The sequence below is a fragment of the Fodinicola feengrottensis genome (genome assembly GCF_039530045.1).
Classification (GTDB): Bacteria; Actinomycetota; Actinomycetes; order Mycobacteriales; family HKI-0501; genus Fodinicola; species Fodinicola feengrottensis.
Genome location: NZ_BAAANY010000008.1, coordinates 336,849 through 343,234 on the forward strand (window position 1 = coordinate 336,849; position 6,386 = coordinate 343,234).

General features: G+C 65.5%; 4 protein-coding genes. 2 read left to right on the plus strand and 2 right to left on the minus strand.

The genetic code is table 11. The features are described 5' to 3' along the window. Positions 1-246: 246 nt before the first annotated feature. A complete protein-coding gene (locus tag ABD301_RS11255; protein WP_344309603.1) occupies positions 247-729 on the plus strand; it encodes a hypothetical protein in 483 nt (160 codons plus the stop codon). An 81-nt stretch (positions 730-810) separates the two neighbouring features. Here ABD301_RS11255 and ABD301_RS11260 read toward each other — a convergent pair whose 3' ends face one another. Continuing rightward, a complete protein-coding gene (locus ABD301_RS11260) occupies positions 811-1,731 on the minus strand; it encodes a tetratricopeptide repeat protein (RefSeq protein ID WP_163568792.1) in 921 nt (306 codons plus the stop codon). A 2-nt stretch (positions 1,732-1,733) separates the two neighbouring features. After that, positions 1,734-1,916, minus strand: a complete 183-nt coding sequence (locus ABD301_RS11265; protein ID WP_163568793.1) for a hypothetical protein — start codon at positions 1,914-1,916, stop codon at positions 1,734-1,736. A 976-nt stretch (positions 1,917-2,892) separates the two neighbouring features. Between ABD301_RS11265 and ABD301_RS11270 the strand changes: the two genes are divergently transcribed. After that, positions 2,893-6,255, plus strand: a complete 3,363-nt coding sequence (locus ABD301_RS11270) for a S8 family serine peptidase (protein WP_344309607.1) — start codon at positions 2,893-2,895, stop codon at positions 6,253-6,255. Positions 6,256-6,386 lie beyond the last annotated feature (131 nt).

Sequence of the window (6,386 nt, forward strand, 5' to 3'; positions counted from 1 at the left end):
CTGCCTTTTCCGAGGTCTATCGCCTGGACGAGGCTTACGTCAAGACGTGGGTCGTCGAGCTGGACATCACCATTCCCGCACGGCAAAGGACTGGACGCAAACGCGACCCGGCCCCGCCGTCATCGCCGGTGGAGCTGTCATCGTTGCTTCCTGCCCGCTCGTCCTGCTGCGCAAGGTCGATCAGGGGCCTGAAAGTCGGCCCTTTGGGCCGTTTGGAACCACCGGCTCGAATGCCACCATCGGGTCGTGTTCAATGCCGACCCGATCAACGGGATCCACGTGCCGCCGCCACCGTTATCGCGGCGCAGAAGTTGGATTCGGGTCGTGGCCGGGTTGTGGTTCCTTGTGATGGGGATTATCCCGACCGGCTTCATAATCCAGCAGGTACCGGGATACTTCGGGCACTCCGGCGCCGACGGCACCTTGACGATCTCCTCCTGTCGGTCGGTATCGGTGGGAAAGAGTGGATCGGTCCAGCAATGCAGAGGTACGTTCACCGGCGCTGGCGGCGTCTCGGTCACTGATGTCCCTCTCGCTGATCCCGACCGCGAGCGGTATTACCAGAGCGGCGATGCGGTGAGCGTCCATTACATTGTGGACTACGGGGTTCCTACTGGCTACCAAGACTTCCGGACAGCGACTGTCCATTTCGTGAGCGGCAGTGTCCTGTTCCTGCTTCTCATCCCGATCGGATTCGTCATCTTCCTACTGGGCTTGTTTCGTCCGTAATAGCCCATCGATGGGAGTGCCTGCGTCACCGGGTGATCCTTTGCCATGCGACTTAGGGCAGTTGCAGCCATTTGGCTCAGGTCATTCTGAGCCGCCGTCTAGCAGGCGGTTATTGCGCTGAGTAAGAGCGACTTCTCGATGATTGGCGCCGAGGATCTTTGTCTTGATGGCGATTGCCTGAGTGTAGTGACGGCGCGCGAGTTCCGGGTTGCCGCGGGCGGCCGCGAGGGCGCCGAGGTCGTTGTGCGTGACGGCCATCTCGTAGTTGTCCATGCCGTACGCGTCGGAGAAGATCAGCAGTGCAGTAAGGTAAAGATCCTCCGCCTCGTCAAATTTCCCTTGCCCAACCAGCAAAGACGCAAGGGCGGCCTTATCGGCGGCCACCGTCGGATGCTTGACGCCGAGCAGGCGCGACCGGATCCGTACCGATCTGCGCGCTGCCGGCTCGCCGGCCGCATATCGGCCGCGCGCGTGATCCAGCCCGCCAAGGTTGTGCCACAGCGACGCGGCGGCAGCGCCGTGGGGATTGGTCATTCCCATCGCTTTCCGGTAGAGCCGCTCCGCCGCGTCGTATTCTTTGGTGGCCTTGTAAACGACGCCAAGACCGGTCAGCAGTGACACGCGATCGGTGTCGTCCGCCGTGGATAGCGCCATCGCGTGTTGGTAGAGAATTTCGGCGTGCGCGAGGCGTCCGCGAATCCTGGAAAGCGCGGCCAATCTGCTTAGGGCATGCGCCCGCAACCGTACGGGCGCATCGTCATGGTCCGTGGCCGTGACCGAGCGCTCCGCCTGTTCCTCGGCCTCGTCGTAAAGCGAAAGGCGCTCGCAGATAATGCTCAGCCCGAGGCGTACGTTCGTGGTGTCCCCGTGCCGTGCGCCGCGGACTCGCTGTACGAGAGCGAGCGCGGCCCGGGCCGGTTCGAGGGCTTCGGCCGTCCGTCCCTCGGCGTGCAGCCTCCGCGCCTGCGCATTCCAGATCCTGGCCACGCCCAGCCCGTCCATAGCTACTCGGGCGCGTTCTCGGCAGTCAGGTCACTCTGATTGTGGTTGGTCTTCTCCTCGTCGCCCAGCAACCACTCCCAGTCGCCGGTCGCGGAGATCTCAGTCTGGTTGTGGTTGTGCTTCTCATCGTCGCCGATGAGCCATTCCCAGTCGCCGTCGATCTCGGTGATCTCGTGCTCGTTCATGCGTCCCACCTCTATGAGTTGATTCCGGTATCGCAAGGATCAGCCACCACCTGAGATAGCGGGTATAGGTAGGAGCACGTAGACCTTGCCGACGGTCCCGTGCGCCTCGTAGACGCGACTCGTGGCGGCGTGAGGGATCCGCCCGATCGGCGAATTTCCTCATGCCCACCGGTACTAGCCTGGGTGCCTAGGCGCATAGCAGTTGCCCACCTTGGCTGCGACGAGGGCCCGACCTGACTGGCCTACGTCTTCAGGTCGCCTTGCCTGGCTGTGGTCAGCGCGAGCAATGGCCAGTCCAGGCATTGCCACGCCGGCCGGCACCAGATCGTGCCACTGCCGGGTCGGCACCAACCGACCGCCGGAGACCGCCTGCCGGGTCGTGGCAACTCGCCGCTATCGCCAAGCAGGAGAGTCCGACGACAACCCACCGCACGAGGTACGCCTGGCCGAGCGCGGTCGCGACCACCGGCCCGCCGGGCAGGCCCGGCCTACATCGATCGTCCAAGCCAGCCGGCGGCCCCTGCCTCCGGGCTCAGGCCTTGGTACCCGTCAAAACCCATGGCAGAGCACCAGAAAACAAGGCAGCTTCACCTGCAGGTAACACGAGCCGGGCAGCAACAACGTGCCCAGATCGGGGGGCGAGCAGGTGACCGACACCTCCGAGTGCGGTCATCGCTCCGCCCAGCATCATCACCACCGGTCGCGATCGGCCCGCATCTGCCCGCCCGCCGGCGAACGGAGGTCAGAAGGCTGTCGCTAGAAACGCGAGGCGACCATGGTCCCGGCCGTCAAGCCGGCGCCTTCCGGCGGCCCGGCTGCCCGTGCGGAGTGCCGAAAAGTCCCGCCGATGACCCTGATCGGGCAGGTTTCGGGCGTTCTTGATGACTTTGTCAACTTTTTACCGGTTCCGCTCAGTCACTGTATTGCGGTAGGCGCCGGAAACTCCGGTCTGTTGCCTATACGGGGAGCTGATGGGATGAGGGACCAGAGATCTGGCCGGCGCGGGATAATCGCCGCCATAGCTGTCACGGCGACCGTCGCCGGCGGGCTGGTCGCGCCGGTTGCCGGACGCGCCGCAGGACCCGGGCCATTGCCGGTCGGTACGACCGTGACGCTGGTGACGGGCGACAGGGTCATCCTGTTGGCCAATGGGCAGATCCGTACGCAGGCCCGGCCCGGTGTCAAGAACATCGCGTTCACGGCACACAAAGACGCCGCCGATGAGATGTCCGTGATCCCGCTCGACGCCGCCGGGCTGGTGGCGTCGGGCACACTCGACCCGCGGCTGTTCAACGTCACCGCGCTGGTCGCCCACGGTTATGACGACGAGCACCGGGCTGACCTGCCGTTGATTGTCCAGTACACAAAAGAAATTCGCCCGCGGCTGTCGGCAGCCAAGGTCAGCCGCGACATCAGCGCGCTGAATATGTCGGCCGTCCGTGAGACCAAAACGCAGGCTACGTCCTTCTGGTCCAGCGTGACCGCTGGGTCGAGCGCGAAACCCTCCGCGCGTACCGCCGCGCCCGGTATCGCCCGGGTCTGGCTGGACGGCCGGATGCGGCTCACCCTCGACCAGAGCGTGCCGCAGATCGGTGCGCCGCAGGCATGGGCGGCGGGCTACACCGGGAAGGGCGTGACCGTTGCCGTCCTGGACAGCGGCATCGACGCGACCCATCCCGATTTCGCTGGGAAGATCGGCGCGGCCCAGAACTTCACCGCCGATCCTGACACCGACGACAATGCCGGTCACGGTACGCACGTGTCGTCGATCATCACCGGATCCGGCGCGGCCTCGGGCGGCAAATACAAAGGCGTCGCACCGGGCGTCACCCTGGCCGTCGGAAAGGTCTGCGACGGCGATGGCTGCGAGGAATCGGCGATTCTCGCCGGCATGGCATGGGCCGTGGACACCGCGCACGCCAAGGTCGTCAACCTGAGCCTCGGCGGCGACGACGCTCCCGGCGACAGCCCGCTCGAGTCCGCGGTCAATGACCTCTCGGCGCGTACCGGCGCACTATTCGTGGTCGCGGCCGGAAACCATCCGCCCGGCTCACCACTGGTCAGCTCGCCGGGCAGCGCCGACGCGGCGCTCACTGTCGCCGCCGTGTCCAAACAGGGCAGGTACGCAACCTTCTCCAACTACGGTCCGCGGTTCGGCGACGGCGCGCTCAAGCCGGACATTTCCGCGCCGGGCGTGGACATCGTGGCCGCCAAGGCGAAGAACGGCACCGACGGCGAGCCGAGCCCGAACCCGGCGTACGTCAGCATGAGCGGCACGTCGATGGCGGCACCGCATGTGGCTGGCGCGGCGGCGATCCTTGCCAGCGAGCACCCGACCTGGACCGGGCAGGACATCAAGACCGCGCTGATGAATTCGGCGAAACCGATCGCCGGCACCCCGGGCGGCCAGACCGGGGTTTTCCAGACCGGCACCGGTCGGGTCGACGTGGAGAGGGCCTATCAGCAGGTTTTCGTTGGAACACCGAGCGTTTCCATGCCCGTACAGCAGTGGCCCCATCGCGACGACCAACCGGTCGCGAAGAAACTCACCTACCGCAACTACGGTTCTTCGGTGCTGACGGTCAGGGCCACGCTCGCCGCGACCGGCCCGGGCGGGAAGACCGCGCCAACGGGAATGTTCACACTTTCGGGCTCGTCACTGACAATTCCGGCCGGCGGCCAGGCGGATCTCACGTTGACCGCGAAGACCCGCGTTGCCGGGCCGGATGGCCAGTATGCGCGGAAAGTTGTCGCGACCGCCGGCGGCCAGTCCGTCTCCACGCCGTTCGAGATCGTACGGGAACAGGAAAGCTACAACGTCACCGTGCACGGCGTGGGCATCGACGGCAACCCGGCTGGCCTGGAGTACGTGGACCTCATCAACTACACCAGCGGCATGGTTCCCAACGTGCCGCAGGACATGACCGGAAGCGGCACCGTGGTCGTACGGCTTCCCAAGGGCCACTATTCGGTCCAGGGCGTCGTCGACCTGTCCACACCGGACCTGCCCCGGACTGCCGACCTGCACGCGCCGTCGGTGATGGTCGACCGCGACATCTCCTTGACCGTCGACGCCCGTAAGGCGGCGCCGGTGAAGTTCTCCGTCCAGGACCCGGGTTTCTCCTGCCAACTCCCGAGCTACCACTACCAGGTGGCCGGCCGCTTCGACGACGAGATCTACCTTCTCAACGGCTCGGAGTCGCTGTATCTCGGCAACATCGGCCCGGCGAGCGCACCGTCCGCGTACCGCGGCATGGTCGCGGCGGACTGTGACTCGTCCGCCGCCGCGGCGCCACCAGCGGAGGTGAGCGACTTTTACCACATCGCCGTACCGACGTTCGGGAAAGCACCCGACGGCGCGGTGGTCACCGCCTCGAAGTCGAGCTTTGCCAAGCTCACCGGGAAACACATCGGGGTCGACAGCGACGCCATCCTTTACCACAGCGCGGACGTCCAGTTCGCGCCTGGAATGCCAGCCAGATGGAACGGATTCGGCACCGAGCACCCGCTCGCCGCCGGCAGCGACGACTATTTTTCGCCACATGCCGGCTGGTGGGTCGTCGGTACACGCCTCACCGAACCAGGAAAGTCGTACGCTGTCTCCAGTCAGAACTCTCAGCCCCGGCGGTTCCTGAGCGGACACACGTACAGCGAGGTATGGAACAAGGGCATCTATGGACCGTCCTTCCGCGCGGCCTCCTACGTTCCGGCGACCCGCAGCGCCCAGTATCCCGACCGGATCGTGTTGGTGCCCTGGATCTTTTCCGACTCGGATCCAGCACACAGCGGTTACGCCTTCGGCGACGGCAGTGCCGGTCGCATCATTCTTTATCGCGAAGGCATCAAGGTCGCCGAGGACCAATACCCGTTTATCCCGAACCTGGAGTACGAGGCACCCGCCACGGCGGCGAAATACCGCTTGGCGGTAGCGGTCAACCGGCCTTTCGGCCCGATGTCGACGAACGTCTCCGCGTCGTGGACTTTCCGGTCGCAGCCGACAACCAACGTCGCCGGCGTACCGCTGCCGCTCTACGCATTGCGGTACGGCGCGAAACTGGACGCCAGTCAAGGCGCGGCCGCCGGCCGCTACACCATTCCGGTCTACGTCGACCGGCAGATCGGGGTCCCGAACCTGCCTGTCGTGAATCCAACTCTCGAATATTCCACCGATGACGGCACAACCTGGCAGAAGACGCCCGCCATCCCGACCGGCTACAACAGGTGGAACGTCACCGTCGCCAACCCGTCCAGCGGTTTCGTGTCACTGCGAGCAACCGCCACCGACACCGGCGGCACCAGCGTGACCCAGACCATCATCCGCGCGTACGCGATCCACTAATGCACGGGACAAACGCATTCTTCGATCCTACGAGAATCGCGCCGGCCGGATTTCGTTGACAGAGCTGGCGGACCGGCTCGGCATCTCGGATGACCGTCCGCCGCGACCTGGACGCGCTGCAGGAGCAGGGG